The following is a 15,501-nucleotide window of genomic DNA, read 5'->3' as shown; positions in this document are numbered from 1 at the left end:
ATGACAGTACATTGTCTAATGTTTCTACTCTAACCATGTGAGACCCATGAAGAAAATAGTTCAAATTTTAGGATTAATTATTGTAGTAGCTGCAGGGGTTACCGTCTGGGACGGCTTTTATATCCTTAAAGAAGGGGAACAAGCTGTTGTTACCCAGTTCGGCGCGCCGGTTGGTGAGCCGCAGACGGAAGCCGGCTTAAAACTCAAAATGCCTTTTATCCAGGATATTCGAGTGTTTGAGAAAAAAATTCTGATGTGGGATGGCTCTCCAAATCAGATCCCGACCAACGACAAGACTTTTATTTACCTGGATACCACGGCACGCTGGCGAATTATCGATTCCTTGCGTTTCCTCCAGGCTGTTGGTACTGAAAATCGTGCCCGTACTTTGCTTGATGATATCCTTGACGGTACCCTGCGTGACCTTGTCAACAAGAACGACCTGATTGAAATAATCCGTAGTTCAGATTGGACCAAGGACTATATGACCTCCACCAGCCAGGCTGGAGACCTGATAGTACCCCCTCAATTGGGACGTGACAAAATCAGCCAGATGGTCCTTGAAGCTGCGGCTAAGGTTATGCCCCAATACGGCATCGAACTAATCGATGTTATGTTTAAGCGAGTTAACTACATCGATTCGGTACGTGAGAAGGTATATGACCGTATGATTTCTGAACGTAAGCGTATCGCTGCTGAAAAACGCTCTCTTGGTGAAGGCCGAAAAGCCGAAATTCTCGGTCGGGTAGAACGAGAGTTGAAAGAAATCACTTCTAAAGCAAAGCGTGAGGCCGTCGAAATAGAAGGTAAGGCTGATGCCGAAGCCACCAAAATTTATGGTAAAGCGTATTCAAAAGACCCGGAATTTTATGCTTTTATAAGAAGTCTTGAAAGTTATCGTGACATTATCACCAACAACACTTCGCTGGTGCTTTCATCTGACTCTGATTTATTTAAATATATGGAGTCACTTAAAGTAAAATAATTTTTCGCGCTCCGTAGCGTTTACAATAAAAAAGGCCGTGTCTCAGACACGGCCTTTTTTATTGTTCTCTTTCCACACCACAACAATAATCAACTCATTTACTCAATGATAACTCCGGGCCCTTCATCGGCATAATTCGGCCGCTGTTCAGGAGAGTACGGAATCCTTCCCCGCTCCTCAAGCAGAGCTTCGAGCTGGAGCAGATCCTGTTCAGTACTTATGGCATCCAAGCCCAATTGTTCAAAACGACAGCTGCAATAAACCAATTGCCCCCCACACCAAGGGCATATTTCCACAGGACACCCCAGTTCATGTTCCTCACCGGTACAGGCATGGCATGCAGGGCATATATCCTCATCAATCTGCAGCGGATCATAGGAAACGAACCGTTTATGCTCGGCACAGATTCGCTTGAACTCTTCCTCGCTTTCGTACTGAAAAAAATCAAGGAGCTCCCGGGCAAGAAATCCGTCACCCACGGTCCCCTGAAACTCAATTCCTTCGCTGGATACCAGATAGAGGTAACCTTCTCTAAGACCGGTCATTGCTCCCAACAAAAATACTCCATGCTGGCGAGCAAATAAAACTATATCTTTAATCAAAGCTTCTTTGGCTCCGGGAAGTGTCCGGTAAAATTCAAGGAGTACATTGAGACCGATTCTGTCGTCGCGATACACGTCGAGCAAATCCTCTGCCTTGTCAAAAAAACCGTCAGGAACTGCATATTCCATGACCTCTTTGATGTTCTCTCGCATTTCTTTCAATTCGTCTTGCATACAACAACCAACCTTCGGCCTCCACAGAGGCTATTTATCTATTTTATCACGCTAAAACTGATCCTTCCAACCGAGCCCCCTTCCCCATTCCAGACTTACAAACTTGATTTTTATTCACAAATAAAGTAGTATTTCTGGTTGGTAATCAAAGTAGGCCTCAACCGTGGAAAAGTTCAACGTCCTCAAAACGATGTTCTTATCCTAGAACGGAATCGAAACAACACCTCATTAATCTACCTTAACCGGTGGACCATCGCATCTTTTTTCCGAGGTGTTCCTTTTAATCTGTAGTGCCAGTTACTCTTCATCCTGTATTTCAAGGACTAATCGGCATTGCAATTTATTCGCAGGAAAAAACAGCTTATGACCGATATAGTTAAAAAAAACACCCACGCACAGTTGATCATTGGTGACAACACCTACGAACTGCCAATTTTAAAAGGCGCAGAAGGAGATAAGGCGATCGACATCTCAAGACTGTTGAAAGATACAGGATTTACCACGTATGATGTCGGCTCTAAAAATTCAGCTTCATGCAGCAGTTCCATCACCTATCTCAATGGCGACAAGGGTATTTTACGCTATCGCGGGTATGACATTGAAGACCTGGCTGAAAAATGTCTTTTTATTGAAGTAGCATACTTATTGCTGCACAACAAACTGCCTAATCGGGAAGAACTGGAGGAGTTTCGAACCTTACTGGAAGAATACGCCCTTCTCCATGAGGATATGATTCATTTTTTTGATCATTTCCCGCCCAACGCTTCACCAATGTCCATTCTCTCCGTTATGGTAAACACTCTGCACAACTACTACCCGGAGATGGGTGACGACCCGCTGTTAAACATTAACAACACGGCCAGTCGGCTGATTTCAAAAATCCGAACCATTGCCGCTTTTTCCTACAAAAAGTCCATTGGTCACCCTCTGGTTTACCCGCGTAACGACCTCTCCTATTGCGGAAATTTTCTCAACATGATGTTTGACACGCCGGTTAGACCATATACGGTTCAGCCTGAAGTGGTTGCAGCGATGAACAAACTGCTGATACTCCATGCAGACCATGAGCAAAACTGCTCAACTTCAGCCGTCCGCCTTGTCGGTAGTTCAGGTGGCAACCTGTACGCATCTATTTCTGCCGGTATAAACGCCCTCTGGGGCCCCTTGCACGGCGGTGCAAATGAAGCAGTTATCCAAATGCTTGAAGCCATTTATCACGACGGGGCAGACTATAAAAAGTATATCGCCAAGGCCAAGGACAAAAATGATCCGTTCAGGTTATCCGGCTTTGGCCACAGAGTTTACAAGACCTACGATCCTCGCGGAACCATCATTAAAAAAGCCTGCGACGGCATATTGAATGTATTGAATGTTTCCGATCCACTGCTCGAGATAGCAAAGACGCTGGAAGAAATCGTACGCAATGACGACTACTTCATCAATCGCAATCTCTACCCCAATGTTGATTTCTACTCAGGTATCATCTACCGGGCCATCGGTATTCCGACCAACATGTTCACGGTCATGTTTGCCCTTGGTCGCCTGCCGGGATGGATTTCCCAATGGAAAGAAATGCGGGAGGATCCTGCGACCAAGATTCACCGCCCCCGCCAGGTGTATACAGGGGAACCAGCTCGTATTTTTGCTCCTTTGGGTGAGCGGCTTTAGCGCGAACTTCTCTTAACCATTGAGCAAAGTTGCACTGTCATACGACTTTGCTCAACATAAAAAAATAATTGAAGATAACCTAGAGTTAAACAAGTGGAAACAATGCTCATGAGAAATTTGGGTTAGACTCCTCTACCAGCGCTTTGGACTATAAAATACCGAAGTAATGACCGCTGATCCAGAGTGAGGTCCTCAAATTGAACACCAAGTCGTTTAGTGCGGATTACACTAAAGGGGGATGGGGGGACGAGTGCTATTTCAGTAACTATTTCACCAGGAATGTGTGGCAGATACGTCTCTTTATCTGAAGAAAAAAGATCAAATTTGTAACTGCTAATACGTCTTTCATTAAATGCGACGTAATTGATGGCCATTCCTGATTCGCTGATATCAATTATTTCGCAAGGATTTGCTTCCACAAAGGCCAGCGTCCCTTGCTTTACCTTATAACGTGGATGCTTACGCCGCTCTTCCCTGCGTATTGCCTGCGGCATCATTTTACATAATCACCGAAAAAATACATTACGATTTACACAATTCAATGAGTTGACAATATTCGCGCACTAATTTCCACCGTTGTGCAGGACTTAAACGAAAATAAATGGGACTGAGCATCAGAATTCGTATTGCTTGCCGAGGACTCATATTCTCTCCTCCCAATTTAAATATACCCGTTGCCCATTTTAATGCAATATTCGCTCCTTGTCTTAAAAATACTCAAACACCGACAATAGCCGTTTTCAGAACCTGAATGTCGCCCTATCTGCAACAACAAAAATAAAAAATCCGAAAAAACGGAACAGGCTATAAGAAATATCCTTAATCGTGGAAAAAAACACTAAGGGCAGTATGCAGCGCTCATTATATCAACGAAATACGTTCATCTTTGCCAAGATTTTGACCAGAATCAAGATGCACTGTCAGCGGTACATCAAGAACGACTGCATTTTCCATTGATTCCTGCAATAACCGAGCGACTGCTGTCAGCTCTCCGTCAGGTACTTCAAGAACAAGCTCATCATGTATCTGGAGAATCATCCTGGCCTGAAAAGCGCTCTTCCTCAGCTCTCCATCTACCTGCAACATGGCCTTTTTCATAATATCGGCGGCAGTGCCTTGAATGGGTGTATTAATAGCGATACGCTCCGCAAATTCGCGTTTAGTTCGATTACTGCTATTTATTTCGGGTACGCTTCTCCTTCGCCCTGTCAATGTTGTAACAAACCCTTTTTCCCTGGCTTCAGCTACAACCTTTTCCATGAAATCCTTTATTCCGGAAAAATGAGCAAAATAGCGATCAATAAATGACTGCGCCTCCTTCCTGCTTACATCGAGCTGGTTGGCCAGGCCATAGCTCGACATGCCGTACACAATGCCAAAATTAATTGTTTTGGCTGCTCGGCGCATTTCTGCTGTTACCAGCTCCGAGGCAACAGAGAAAATCTGTGAAGCGGTTTGCTGATGGATATCATCCCCTCTCTTAAAAGCAGCAATCAAGGATGGGTCTTGTGAATAGTGCGCCATTACCCGAAGATCGACCTGGGAGTAATCGCCGGCCAGGAGCTGCCATCCGCTTTCAGCAACAAAGGCTGATCGAATGCGCCTTCCCTCTTCTGTCCTTATCGGAATATTCTGTAAGTTAGGATTGCTTGAACTAAGCCTTCCGGTAGCGGTCCCGCATTGATTATAGGAAGTATGAACTCGACCGCTTTGCGGATCACGGAGCGCTGCCAATTTATCCACATATGTTGACTTGAGTTTGGCGATATTGCGATACTGGAGAATCAACGCAGGCAACTCATGATAATTTTTCAATTTCTCTAAAACCTTGACATCTGTTGACCATCCGGTTTTCGTTTTCCTCCCCTTCGGCAACTCAAGTTCTTCGAACAAAATGTCGCCGAGCTGTTTCGGGGACTGTATATTAAACTCTTTGCCGGCAGCAGCATAGATCTGTTGCTCATAACGAACAAGCTCTTGCCCAAAATCATGGGCAAGGGTTGCCAAAGTATCGGCATCAACAACAATACCCACTGTTTCCATGGAGGCAAGGACTCTGACCAATGGCCCCTCCACATTCTCAAGTAATGGGAGCAAGCCCCATTCTTTCAACTGTTCACGCTGTCTGGTAAAAAGTTGCCATGCACCATAGACATCTTCGCAGCTGTAATCCTTTGCAGCATTGAGTTCGACCCTGGTAAACGCATCATCTTTTTTATCTCCTTTCACCGCTTCAGCAAAAGAAGTGAGACGAAGGTCAATTTCTTCACAGAGATCATCCAGCTTATATGACCTCCGCCCCGGATCAAGTAACCAGGCACCTATCATTGTATCATGCAGCGGCCCCGAGAGTTGCACTCCACCATTGCGTGGCGAGGCTAACACTGCATAATCATATTTTAGATTATGTCCCACCTTAACGACCTCCTCATCTTCAAAAAAGGGTCGTAATTTTTCAACAAGAACGTCTTTATCAAGTTGACCGGAGACTCTTTGCCCATCTTCCACGTGCCCACAGGGGAGATACCAGGCAGCTTTATCATCGAGACACAGAGAGATACCCACGAGATTTGCAACCCGAGTATTTAAAGAGTCGGTTTCAGTATCAAGCACCACATGGGAAGCCGATGCGAGCTGCTGACAAAGCCCATCTAACTGCTCCTCATCCTGGACGAGAAAAAAGGCATCCGTACTCACCTTGGTGGTTTTGACTTCATTTTTCAGAAGAGAATGAAACTCGAGCTCAGTATACAGACTGCGCAACTTATCATGGTCTACCTGCTGAACAACATATTGCTCAAGCTGCGACGGAACATTAGCCTCCCGGTTGAGCCGAATCAGATCTCTTGAAAGAAAAGCATCATCTTGATGGGCAATAATTCGCTCCTTCATCTTCGACTTTTTCAACTCATCAACAGCACCATACAAACCCTCCAGTGTTTGATACCGGCTCATCAGTTTTTGTGCTGTTTTAGGCCCGACCCCCGGTACACCTGGAATGTTATCGGCACTGTCGCCGGTTAAGGCAAAATAATCGAGCAGCCCTGCAACTGAAACACCGTATTTTTCCTCAACAGCCCCTTCGTCCATAAGCCGGTCGTTCATAGGATCCCACAGGGTTACCTGGTCGGAAACAAGCTGCAGTAAATCTTTGTCGCCTGATACAATGACAATTCGACACCCAAGAGCAGTCATCCTGGCAACCGACGAGGCGATAAGGTCGTCAGCCTCCTGCCCGGTCTCGGCAAGACTGAGAATATTATAAGCCTCTATCAGCGAATGTATATAGGGCACCTGAACAGCGAGATCGTCGGGCATCGGCGGCCTATTTGCCTTATACTCAGAAAACATATCGTGCCGAAAAACCGGCCCACGGCTGTCTAAAGCGATGGCAAGGTATTGTGGGCTCTTTTCGTTGATGAGTTTTTTCAGCATGGTTGCAAAACCGTAGATAGCATGGGTCGGCAACCCACTGCTATTGGTCAGCGGCCTCACTGCATGGTAGGCACGATAAATATAGGCGCTACCGTCTATGATGTATATCTCTTGAGTGGTCATGGCATATTGCGGGTAGAAGAAAACGATTGAAAAATAAGTATTCAGAGGCCCTTACCAGGGTTTGAGGTATAGGGGTAAATAAAAAGCCCCTGCCAAACGGCAGGGGCTGTTAGTAATTTAAAAAATACCTATCAGAGGGAAGCGCTCTTTACCCATGATGCCTGAGGACCTTTATCGCCCTCCTCAACAGCTAACGTTACGGCATCACCTTCGGATAAATCACTCATGGAAATATCTTTTAGAGCTCCAGCATGGAAGAATATTTCCTGCTGATCACCAGTGACAATAAACCCATAGGCTTCTTCGGGGAAAAGCCGTCTAATCACTCCGGATGCTGCGGTATCCACGGTTGCTCCGAGTGCAGCCTTGGCTCCTTTGTGGTTTTGTTTTTTCCTTACCTTCTCTTTGAGCTGTAAACCAAGCACATCAAATGCCTCAACCAACAGTGGCCTGACATTTTCTCCCCAACGTTTTACAACGACAGTATCGTTAGGTACAGAAGCGACCAAGCGAACCTCGTATCCCCCCTCTTTATAACCAGGGGTAGCCTCAATCGTTACGCGAAGATGATGCACCAAACCGGCATAATGACGGATAAGCTTATCGCGCTCTCCCTCAATTTTATCCTGCCAACCTTTTCGCATATCGAGATTTTTGGCTTCGATTTTCAGTTCCATACATATCCTCCACTGTTTATAGCGTTGGCGGCCCCATGCCGCCTCTCAACAGAACTCTGTTTTCCCAATCCTGACAGACTTCGACACAAACGCACCACTGCTCCCCCGAGCATAGCATAATATTGAACAATAATGGGATGTGACAAGAAAGATGAGGAAGTGTGAGAAAACAAAGTAACCATACTTTGACTATAGCCATTCTTTATCTTATAAATCAAGGGGTAGGATTACATTTTCTTGACCTAAACGCCAAACGCTGGTTACTCTTGCTTTATGACTACACATACTAAAAAAGGCGTGCTCCTCTTAAACCTTGGTGGCCCCGAAAAAATTGAAGATATTCGACCATTTCTCTACAACCTTTTTTCAGATAGACAAATTATCAGACTAGGTCCGTCATTTTTACAAAAACCGATCGCTGCCCTCATAGCCAGGCGCAGGGCACCAAAAAGCGCAGTCAACTACAGCAAAATAGGGGGCGGCTCACCACTTCGTAAAATTACCGACCAGCAGGCAGCAGCTCTTGAGCAAGCCCTTGCACACGATGGCAACTTTACGGTCCGTTCCTGCATGCGCTACTGGCATCCCTTTGCAAAAGTGGTCCTTACCCAACTGGTTGCCGAAGGGGTCAAGGAAATCATTGCTCTCCCCCTCTATCCTCATTACTCAATAGCAACCAGCGGCTCATCATTTTCCGACGTGGACCACACCGCAAAAAAATTAGGGCTCAATCTCGGCATAACAAAAATCGATTCCTGGCCGGCTCAACAACAATACATAGAGAGCCTTGCCGCAAAAATCGATGAAGGCCTTCTTTCCTTTGCAGGGGAAAAGGCTGAAATTGTTTACAGTGCACACAGTCTGCCTGTGCGTTTCATTGAAGAAGGCGATCCCTATGTGGACGACCTGCAAAAGACCATTGCAGCCCTTGAAGAGCGAACGGGAAAGAAAGGTCACCTCTGCTATCAAAGCCGAAGTGGGCCGGTAGAATGGCTAGGACCGTCAACACCGGAAACAATTGAAAAATTAGCCCACAACCAGTGCAAAAATCTGCTCATTGTGCCCATTTCCTTTGTTTCCGACCATGTGGAAACACTCTACGAGCTGGACATCGAGTACAGAAAATTAGCCGAAGATCTGGGCATGCGGTATACAGTAACCAGTGGCCTGAACACTGAACCGCTTTTTATCGAAGGGCTACGTCAATTGGTTTTGATGAAGTCGTAAAAACCTTGCCCTCCTGCGTCGTGACATTTTACGCATTTTGGGCAAAACTCTCAACTTCCCTTCTCGCAGCTTCATCAGGTAGTTTGGAACCGACGCATACGTATGTTCATCAATATACCAATAGCAACCATGGTTGTTATCAAGGAGGATCCACCATAGCTGAACAAAGGCAGCGGAATTCCCACAACCGGTAAAAAGCCCATAATCATAAAAAGATTAATAACGGCCTGCCAAAAAATCATCATTACCAGCCCATAGGCAAGCAGTACCCCGAATTTATCCCTTGCACTCAGGGCAATATTAATCCCCCAGAGAAGCAGAAAAAAATAGCAGCTGAGAAAAAACACTGCTCCGGCAAAGCCCCACTCCTCTCCCCATACCGAAAAAGCAAAATCAGTATGGCGCTCAGGCAAAAAATTCAAGTGTCCCTGGGTTCCTTCCATAAACCCCTTACCAAAGGTTTTACCACTTCCAACCGCAATCTTTGACTGCATTATCTGGTATCCGTGGTTCATCGGATCGCCCTCAGGATTGAGAAAGGTCTCAATACGCCGCCTCTGGTAATCTTTGAGCAGGTATTTCCATCCAAATAAAACACACGCCAGGCCGGCACCACCAAGAATGCCGACAGTTGACCAACGCAGCTTGACAAACAGGGTCATGGACACAAAAAGGATGCCAAGCATAAGTGCCGTCCCCAAATCAGGCTGAATCATGATTAGTACAAAGGGAATAGCCGTAAGAATGCCCGGCTTAATCAGATCCCGGATGCGATAGCCGTCACGGACTTCATTTTTGGAGTAACAGGAAGCGAGCACAAGTACCAGGGTCAACTTTGCCGGTTCAGAAGGCTGCAGCTTAAAAAAACCAAGATTGATCCAACGCTGGGTACCGGCAATGGTATCCACAAACAAAGTGGTATACAGCAATAAAAGGACCACCCCGCCATACATCAGATAACCAAAGGTTGCCAGCTCAATGTAATCAACCGAAATAAAGAGCAGAATCAAAAACAAAGCCGCAACAAAGAGATAGAGCTGCTTAAAAAATACAGGCGAAGCGCTCCCGCTCCCATTCCAAGTAGAACTGTAGAGATTAGCCAGTGCCATACCGGATACCAAAACCAGCATGAGCAGCATCACCCAATCAAAATGAAGAATTAATCGACGATCAAAACGTAACATGAACCCTTACTGTATCACTTGAGTTTGCTGCCGAAGTATATCTCCGGCAATATCGTTGACTAGCAACGGACTATCTCCTTCCAACATACGCTGCGGAACAACCACAGTATCAATCTCTTCCAGCGCATACTTACCGGCAAAATATTTTTCCAACACCGCTCTGGCCACCGGTGCTGCAGCGCTACCGCCATGCAGACCGTGTTCCACCACAACGGCAACAACAATTTCCGGATTTTCCGCAGGAGCAAAGCAGATGAAAAGTGCATGATCCCTGTACTTATACGGGATATCCTCTTCCTTAAGATGAATGTATTGCTTAAGGCGAACTACCTGCGCAGTACCGGTTTTACCGCCGACCATAATATTTTTGTCCGATACTCTGGCCCGCCTGCCTGTACCGCGTTTTCCATTTACAGCCTCTACCAGCCCTTCCCGAACAAGTTTAAGATTTCGCCCCTGTCCTCTGAGTCGTTCCAGCACCACCGGCGTAAACGATTCGATAACGTGACCATCAGGATCTTTTACTTCCTCTACAAGCGTCGGTTTATACAGCGTGCCTCCATTGGCAAGGGCAGCGGTCATCAATGCCAACTGAACCGGCGTAACCAAATTAAACCCCTGGCCGATAGCGATTGAGAGTGTCTCCCCTTCCTGCCAGGATTTCCCAAACCGGTTTTTCTTCCAGGCAGCAGTGGGAACAAGCCCCGGTTTTTCATGTTCCATCTCAATACCGGTCTTTTCCCCCAGGCCAAATAATTTGGCATACTTTGCCAGCCTGTCCACCCCAAGGCGTTGCCCGACTTGATAAAAATAGACATCACAGGATTCGGAGAGGGCCCGCTTCAAATTAACAGCCCCATGGCCGCCCCGCTTCCAACACCGGTAGGTCCTGTTACCAAAGCGATAATGCCCCGGACAATAGATGACTGAGTCGGGCGTAATAACTCCTTCGGCTAACCCTGCAAGTGCAGTAATGATTTTATACGTAGAACCTGGAGGATATTGCCCCTGTACCAGCTTATTGACCAATGGGTGGTGCGGGTTATCCAACATAGCGTTCCACGCCTTATGTGATATGCCCCCCACAAATTCATCAAGATGCAAAGCAGGAGCACTGGCAAGCACCAGCAATCGCCCGGAATTTGCCTCCAGGGCAACAACCGCCCCTGCATAATCCTGTTCATCCATGATCTCTTCTGCAGCTTTCTGCAGTTCCATATCCAGAGTCAAGCGCAAATCATTACCAGGTAGCGGCTCAATGCCTTTCAAGTTTTTCTGTTCAAATCCAAGGGCGTTAACTTCCATATAATTCCGCCCCTTTTCACCGCGCAGATCTTTTTCACGCAGCCGCTCCAAACCCATTTTACCGACCAAATCGCCGCCGCGATAGATCCCTGGTTCAGACGCAGCAAGCTGCTTTTTGTTTATTTCGCCAAGATAGCCGATTAAATGTGAGGCATGATTACCCCAATGATAGACCCGAAGCGGAACCACTTCAATCTTAATACCCGGCAGATCCATGCGATTGTTCTCTATCTTGGCAACGGTTTCCCAGTCTATATCTTCAGCCAGACGCACGGGTATATGACCAGGGTTGTGGGCCATTTTTCTTATTTTTTCGAGTATATCAGATACATCAACCCCTAAAATTCTGGTGATTTTCTTCAGCCATTCATCATCAATCTTGTTATCTTCACGTACCCACACCACATTAAACGAAGGGCGATTGGTCACTATCTCCCGACCATAACGATCCACAACATTGCCCCTTGGTGCAGCCACTTCCAGGTAACGAACTCGATTGGAATCCGCTAACTCCCTGTAATATTCTCCTTTTTGCATCTGGAGAAACCACAATCGGCTGATAATAACGGCAAAGAAGAAGAGAAGCACGAAAGCGGCATAAAGAGCCCGTTTTTTATACGCGTCAAGCTCGTTATCATCACGGGGGGTCAGCTTAGTAACCCCTGGGTCTTTTTTGCGCTCCGCAGCTAGCATCGGCTCTGGACGCCGACGATTTTTCCGTCTGATATTTTTCATAGTGTCTTACAATAACGATGCATTTTCAACCAGTGGCTATCCATAAATGAGGATTTTAGCCTAAGTTCGTGCGTGCGACAAGTTTTGCAGCAGGCCATACAGCAAGTAATCTGAGGATAGGGTTTTGAACATAATAGTCAAATAGGATTAAAAAACTATTTATGAACGTCACCAACCGGCCGGGATTTCCCATCAGTTCAGGCGCTGCCAGGTTCTAAGTTAGCGGCAGTAAAAGGTAAGCGGAGACTCGGGGTAAGCGTAGTCTACGCTTACCTTTTACTGCAAAAATACAGAAGAAAACGGCACAATATGAGCTGCCCTTCGGTGAACAGTTTTTGATTGTGTATTTGATTATTTTTAAAGCATCAGATTGAAATCATTTATTTTTTCAAACAGCATAATGCTCACGAGAAATTCGGCCTAGCTCCGATACCTGTTATCGGTCCTTACCCGAACTTTTTTCCAGGCAAAAAGCCCTTTGCTTAACCAATGATTGGCATATTCAAAAAAACGAAACAAAGGGAACGCAAAAGCCACTATCAAACATGTCCGGACCATCATCTTCCACCAGTACCACTCTACCAACGTTCCAGGTTCAAAAATCGACACCAGGATATAGGTTATCCACGAAATAACCAGATAACTAACGCCTACCAGCGGCACCTGGTAAAGAGACTCACTCACCGGCATTTTTTGGGCAGCATAGCGCAAGAGAAAAAAAGCACTGAAACAGAGCAAAGAGTACATCCCCAGGATAGTTCCGGAAAAAACATCCAAAACACACCCCAGAAAAAATAGGATGATCAAGCTTCGCAACAGATCAAGACGGTAAGCCAGATAGGCTACCAGAATATAGTAAAAATCAGGAGCAAGCAACCAGACCGGGTGGATCATGCAGACACTAGTCTGCAGAACAACCAACAGCACACCAAGCACGGTGAAACCGATAACAATCATTGCATTATCCTTCCCTTTATTGCTGTCCAGCCCGCCTTACCTGCTGCCACAAAGCAGGAAAACGGCAAGACTGCACACAACTACTCGTCCACAGCCGATTCGTTGCGCTGCAGAACAAATACATTTTCGAGTGTTTTGTAATCAACAGAAGGGGTCACTTCTATTTCATGAAACATGCCGCGTCGTTTGCGTATCACTTTTGAGACCACCCCAACCGGCATTCCAGTGGGAAACATCCCGCCGTATCCGGCAGTAACAACAACGTCTCCCTCTTCAATTTCAACGGTTTTCAATACATATTCAAGCCGGTAAGTTAACTTGCCAGACCCTTTAAGAACGCCACGGACTCGGGACTTCTGCAGTAAAACATCAATCGCACTGGAAGGAGCAATGGCCAACAGCACTTTGGAGTAACTGGGAGAAGCCGTAATAACCTGGCCGATAATCCCCTCGCTATTAGCCACTGGGCTTCCTTTAACGACACCGCTGTTGGTCCCTGCATCGATAATAAGAGAACGGAACCACATCGAAGGATCTTTCCCTATAACCGATGCGGTAACAACTGGAAAATCAGCTGCATCCTTAAAGGCAAGTAATTTTTTCAATCGAGCATTGGTTGCCATGGCTTCCCTACTCTTATGCAACAACGCCCGACATTCCTTTAACTCTTTCCATAACCGCTTATTTTCCTCGCGGACACCCAGTACTTCGAGATACCCCTGCTTGAAAGAAAGCAGATAGTTCACGCCGGAGGTGACTACCTCTTGAACAGGTCCGGTGGTTTCAAGGACAAGTTTATGCAGTCCACCAAATTTCTGATTGCCTAAGGTGGACACCAGAAAAATGAATGCCAAAGTCATAATCAAGCCGGCAAAAATGACCAACCTGAATAACCGAAAGCGGCTGTTTGATTTCCTTGTACTTTTCTTACGCATTGGAAAAAAGAAGACGCCTGTCCCCATAACGAGAGCAGGCCGGCTATCAGTTCACATTGCACGCCTGGCCTTACCCCCAGCTGCTTACAGCAACCGGTAGGTAACAACCAATGGCACGCATCGTAACTATGAGAATGCTACAGACTAATCAATGGCAATTTCACGAAGAATTTCCAAATTATCCAAAGCTTGGCCGGACCCAAGCACAACCGAAGACAGTGGGTCATCAGCAACGATAATCGGCATACCTGTTTCATCTTTCAATAACTTATCAAGATTTTTCAGCAACGCACCACCACCGGTAAGCACGATCCCCTGATCAACAATATCTGCTGATAACTCCGGGGGTGTTACTTCTAGCGCCACTCGTACAGCATCGACAATGACATCGACCTGCTCTGCAATGGCGGACTGAATTTCCTTGGATGTTATGGTCAATGTCTTGGGAATACCGGAAACAAGGTCACGTCCCTTGATCTCCATGGTTTCGTATGGCTCTTCAGGCAACACATTGCCGATAGTTGTCTTTATCTCCTCTGCAGTTCGCTCACCAATGGCCAAATTATGCTTGCGTTTGATGTACTGCAGAATCGATTCGTCCATCTTGTCTCCGGCCACCCTCACAGACTTAGCATAGACAATGCCCGCTAGTGAGATCACAGCTACTTCGGTTGTACCACCTCCGATATCAATAATCATGTTAGCGGTCGGTTCTGTAATAGGCAGGTTAGCACCAATTGCGGCGGCCATGGGCTCCTCGATCAGATACACCTCGCGGGCCCCTGCCGATTCCGCAGATTCACGCACAGCACGTTTTTCAACCTGAGTGATACCGGAAGGAACGGAAATGATGATCCGGGGATGCACCAAAGTTCTTCGATTGTGTACTTTGTTGATAAAATAACGAAGCATGGCCTCGGTCACTTCAAAATCAGCAATAACACCATCTTTCATGGGCCTGATAGCGGCGATGTTACCTGGAGTCTTCCCCAGCATCTCTTTGGCCTCTCTACCCACAGCCAACACCCGGCTTCCGCGCTGATCACGACGAACAGCCACAACCGATGGTTCGCGAAGGACGATGCCCTTGCCCTTCACATAAAGAACGGTGTTGGCAGTGCCAAGGTCAACCGCAAGATCGTTGGACATCCAACCAAAAAGAAAATTAAACGGAGAAAACATTCCGAAATCACCTATTAAATGAGATATTTTTTAACTGCCTATTCAGCATTCTTTACGAGATCTTTGTGCCGGGAAGTATTTTATTTTATCGGCATCAACAATGAACATGGCACATTACCAATTGTACTTGTAGTTGGCAACGTCTAAGGTTTACCAGACCAAAAAGAAACAATTAATCTTGACAGCCATCCCCAATACATGGTAGAGAATCGCTCAATTAATCGTTACGGGGCTATAGCTCAGCTGGGAGAGCGCTTGACTGGCAGTCAAGAGGTCTGCGGTTCGATCCCGCATAGCTCCACCAATATAGTC

General features: G+C 46.3%; 12 protein-coding genes and 1 tRNA gene. 4 read left to right on the top strand and 9 right to left on the bottom strand.

Annotation, left to right across the window (positions count from 1 at the left end):
- The first annotated feature begins 46 nt into the window (after nucleotides 1-46).
- Entirely contained in the window at nucleotides 47-985 is a 939-nt protein-coding gene (hflC, locus tag JWH17_RS14815; RefSeq protein ID WP_205223410.1) for a protease modulator HflC, read from the top strand.
- Between the two features lie 98 nt (nucleotides 986-1,083).
- Here the strand turns inward: hflC and JWH17_RS14810 are convergent, their stop codons facing one another.
- Entirely contained in the window at nucleotides 1,084-1,761 is a 678-nt protein-coding gene (locus JWH17_RS14810) for a hypothetical protein (protein ID WP_205223409.1), read from the bottom strand.
- Nucleotides 1,762-2,124: 363 nt separating this feature from the next.
- On the opposite strand from JWH17_RS14810, the gene JWH17_RS14805 reads away from it, so the two are divergent.
- Nucleotides 2,125-3,429, top strand: coding sequence for a citrate synthase (locus tag JWH17_RS14805; protein ID WP_205223408.1), 1,305 nt, complete (start codon nucleotides 2,125-2,127; stop codon nucleotides 3,427-3,429).
- 122 nt (nucleotides 3,430-3,551) lie between these two features.
- On the opposite strand, the gene JWH17_RS14800 is transcribed toward JWH17_RS14805, so the two are convergent.
- From JWH17_RS14800 to JWH17_RS14790, 3 genes are all read right to left on the bottom strand, one after another.
- On the bottom strand, nucleotides 3,552-3,926 hold the full coding sequence (locus tag JWH17_RS14800; RefSeq protein ID WP_205223407.1) for a PilZ domain-containing protein: 375 nt from the start codon (nucleotides 3,924-3,926) through the stop codon (nucleotides 3,552-3,554).
- 364 nt (nucleotides 3,927-4,290) lie between these two features.
- Nucleotides 4,291-6,987, bottom strand: a complete 2,697-nt coding sequence (gene polA / locus JWH17_RS14795) for a DNA polymerase I (RefSeq protein WP_205223406.1) — start codon at nucleotides 6,985-6,987, stop codon at nucleotides 4,291-4,293.
- 131 nt (nucleotides 6,988-7,118) lie between these two features.
- The gene (locus JWH17_RS14790; protein ID WP_205223405.1) at nucleotides 7,119-7,664 is read right to left on the bottom strand and encodes a cold shock domain-containing protein; all 546 of its coding nucleotides are present in this window, start codon (nucleotides 7,662-7,664) and stop codon (nucleotides 7,119-7,121) included.
- 273 nt (nucleotides 7,665-7,937) lie between these two features.
- Here JWH17_RS14790 and hemH point away from each other — a divergent pair, with 273 nt between their 5' ends.
- The gene (hemH, locus tag JWH17_RS14785) at nucleotides 7,938-8,891 is read left to right on the top strand and encodes a ferrochelatase (protein ID WP_205223404.1); all 954 of its coding nucleotides are present in this window, start codon (nucleotides 7,938-7,940) and stop codon (nucleotides 8,889-8,891) included.
- Between the two features lie 74 nt (nucleotides 8,892-8,965).
- On the opposite strand, the gene rodA is transcribed toward hemH, so the two are convergent.
- From rodA to JWH17_RS14760, 5 genes are all read right to left on the bottom strand, one after another.
- Nucleotides 8,966-10,075: a rod shape-determining protein RodA gene (gene rodA / locus JWH17_RS14780; RefSeq protein WP_205223403.1), complete on the bottom strand. Its 1,110-nt coding sequence runs from the start codon at nucleotides 10,073-10,075 to the stop codon at nucleotides 8,966-8,968.
- Between the two features lie 6 nt (nucleotides 10,076-10,081).
- A complete protein-coding gene (gene mrdA, locus JWH17_RS14775; protein WP_205223402.1) occupies nucleotides 10,082-12,115 on the bottom strand; it encodes a penicillin-binding protein 2 in 2,034 nt (677 codons plus the stop codon).
- Between the two features lie 420 nt (nucleotides 12,116-12,535).
- On the bottom strand, nucleotides 12,536-13,072 hold the full coding sequence (mreD, locus tag JWH17_RS14770) for a rod shape-determining protein MreD (protein WP_205223401.1): 537 nt from the start codon (nucleotides 13,070-13,072) through the stop codon (nucleotides 12,536-12,538).
- A gap of 80 nt (nucleotides 13,073-13,152) precedes the next feature.
- The gene (gene mreC, locus JWH17_RS14765) at nucleotides 13,153-14,007 is read right to left on the bottom strand and encodes a rod shape-determining protein MreC (RefSeq protein WP_205223400.1); all 855 of its coding nucleotides are present in this window, start codon (nucleotides 14,005-14,007) and stop codon (nucleotides 13,153-13,155) included.
- Nucleotides 14,008-14,151: 144 nt separating this feature from the next.
- Complete coding sequence (locus JWH17_RS14760) at nucleotides 14,152-15,189, bottom strand: rod shape-determining protein (RefSeq protein ID WP_205223399.1); 1,038 nt, start codon at nucleotides 15,187-15,189, stop codon at nucleotides 14,152-14,154.
- A gap of 228 nt (nucleotides 15,190-15,417) precedes the next feature.
- On the opposite strand from JWH17_RS14760, the gene JWH17_RS14755 reads away from it, so the two are divergent.
- A tRNA-Ala gene (locus JWH17_RS14755) sits at nucleotides 15,418-15,493 on the top strand.
- Nucleotides 15,494-15,501 lie beyond the last annotated feature (8 nt).

This window comes from Desulfogranum marinum (assembly GCF_016918565.1).
GTDB classification, from domain to species: Bacteria; Desulfobacterota; Desulfobulbia; order Desulfobulbales; family Desulfobulbaceae; genus Desulfogranum; species Desulfogranum marinum.
The sequence above is the reverse complement of the archived record's forward strand: the minus strand, read 5'-3'. Positions and strand labels throughout refer to the sequence as shown.

What these genes read in the sequence shown, in the direction of transcription:
- hflC (WP_205223410.1), top strand. Translation starts at nt 47, where the DNA reads ATGAAGAAAATAGTTCAAATTTTAGGATTAATTATTGTAGTAGCTGCA.
- JWH17_RS14810 (WP_205223409.1), bottom strand. Translation starts at nt 1,761, where the DNA reads ATGCAAGACGAATTGAAAGAAATGCGAGAGAACATCAAAGAGGTCATG.
- JWH17_RS14805 (WP_205223408.1), top strand. Translation starts at nt 2,125, where the DNA reads ATGACCGATATAGTTAAAAAAAACACCCACGCACAGTTGATCATTGGT.
- JWH17_RS14800 (WP_205223407.1), bottom strand. Translation starts at nt 3,926, where the DNA reads ATGATGCCGCAGGCAATACGCAGGGAAGAGCGGCGTAAGCATCCACGT.
- polA (WP_205223406.1), bottom strand. Translation starts at nt 6,987, where the DNA reads ATGACCACTCAAGAGATATACATCATAGACGGTAGCGCCTATATTTAT.
- JWH17_RS14790 (WP_205223405.1), bottom strand. Translation starts at nt 7,664, where the DNA reads ATGGAACTGAAAATCGAAGCCAAAAATCTCGATATGCGAAAAGGTTGG.
- hemH (WP_205223404.1), top strand. Translation starts at nt 7,938, where the DNA reads ATGACTACACATACTAAAAAAGGCGTGCTCCTCTTAAACCTTGGTGGC.
- rodA (WP_205223403.1), bottom strand. Translation starts at nt 10,075, where the DNA reads ATGTTACGTTTTGATCGTCGATTAATTCTTCATTTTGATTGGGTGATG.
- mrdA (WP_205223402.1), bottom strand. Translation starts at nt 12,115, where the DNA reads ATGAAAAATATCAGACGGAAAAATCGTCGGCGTCCAGAGCCGATGCTA.
- mreD (WP_205223401.1), bottom strand. Translation starts at nt 13,072, where the DNA reads ATGATTGTTATCGGTTTCACCGTGCTTGGTGTGCTGTTGGTTGTTCTG.
- mreC (WP_205223400.1), bottom strand. Translation starts at nt 14,007, where the DNA reads ATGCGTAAGAAAAGTACAAGGAAATCAAACAGCCGCTTTCGGTTATTC.
- JWH17_RS14760 (WP_205223399.1), bottom strand. Translation starts at nt 15,189, where the DNA reads ATGTTTTCTCCGTTTAATTTTCTTTTTGGTTGGATGTCCAACGATCTT.